At 42.2% G+C, this 1,031-nt stretch carries 6 tRNA genes; all 6 read right to left on the reverse strand.

Going from position 1 to position 1,031, the window contains the following annotated elements:
* Nucleotides 1-323 precede the first annotated feature (323 nt).
* The 6 genes from D3H64_RS10065 to D3H64_RS10090 all read right to left on the reverse strand — a co-directional run bounded on the left by D3H64_RS10065 (nt 324) and on the right by D3H64_RS10090 (nt 947).
* Nucleotides 324-397: transfer RNA gene (locus D3H64_RS10065), tRNA-Arg, on the reverse strand.
* Between the two features lie 135 nt (nt 398-532).
* Nucleotides 533-606, reverse strand: a tRNA-Pro gene (locus D3H64_RS10070).
* A gap of 5 nt (nt 607-611) precedes the next feature.
* A tRNA-Arg gene (locus tag D3H64_RS10075) sits at nt 612-685 on the reverse strand.
* Between the two features lie 12 nt (nt 686-697).
* A tRNA-Leu gene (locus D3H64_RS10080) sits at nt 698-783 on the reverse strand.
* Between the two features lie 14 nt (nt 784-797).
* Nucleotides 798-869 (reverse strand) — tRNA-Gly (locus tag D3H64_RS10085).
* Between the two features lie 5 nt (nt 870-874).
* Nucleotides 875-947 (reverse strand) — tRNA-Thr (locus D3H64_RS10090).
* Nucleotides 948-1,031 lie beyond the last annotated feature (84 nt).

Genomic DNA, 1,031 nt, shown 5'->3' on the forward strand with positions numbered 1-1,031 from the left:
GAAATGGCACTGAGTGGATTAAATAAGAGCTATACAATTGATGATGTGTTGTGCAACTTAGACCAGATTTATGGCTATTGGGATGACTCTTTTGGTTTTACTTTAGGTGAAGTATTGAGTAAGCATGAGCAAATTTATGAAGGGTTAAAAATAACACCACCTCGGTGATAGGTGGTGTTTATGGTTATGAGTCAGGGAATTCAGGATTTAAGCACTTTTTACTAGCATCATTATACGCTTGCTCAGCTAAAATTCAAGCATTCATAAAGAAAAACCGTTCAGCTATTCTGAACGGTTTTTCTTATAAAATAAACTTAAAAACATGCACCCAACAGGAGTCGAACCTGTAACCGCCTGATTCGTAGTCAGGTACTCTATCCAATTGAGCTATGGGTGCTCATTGTTAACTTACTAATGCATAGTATACACTCTTTGTCAAAAAATGCAAGGCTATTTTATAAAAAATACATATTCTTATTCCGTTTTATGTAAAAAAAAAAGACCATAAGGTCTATGATCTCATCCTATCTTATCGGGAAGACAGGATTCGAACCTACGACCCCTTGGTCCCAAACCAAGTGCTCTACCAAGCTGAGCTACTTCCCGAAGTATGCACCCAGTAGGAGTCGAACCTGCAACCGCCTGATTCGTAGTCAGGTACTCTATCCAATTGAGCTATGGGTGCTTTATTTAAAAATGCCGAGGACCGGAATCGAACCGGTACGAAGTGTAACCTTCGCAGGATTTTAAGTCCTGTGCGTCTGCCAGTTCCGCCACCCCGGCATATTTCTAAATAAAGCGGAAGACGGGGTTCGAACCCGCGACCCCCACCTTGGCAAGGTGGTGTTCTACCACTGAACTACTTCCGCAAAAATGCCGGCTAAAGGACTTGAACCCTCGACCCTCTGATTACAAATCAGATGCTCTACCAACTGAGCTAAGCCGGCTTCATATAATATTATCAGGTAATGAGCCATGCAGGGCTCGAACCTGCGACCCTCTGATTAAAAGTCAGATGCTCTACCAACTGA

The organism is Atopobacter sp. AH10, assembly GCF_003664595.1.
Lineage (GTDB): Bacteria > Bacillota > Bacilli > Lactobacillales > Aerococcaceae > Atopobacter.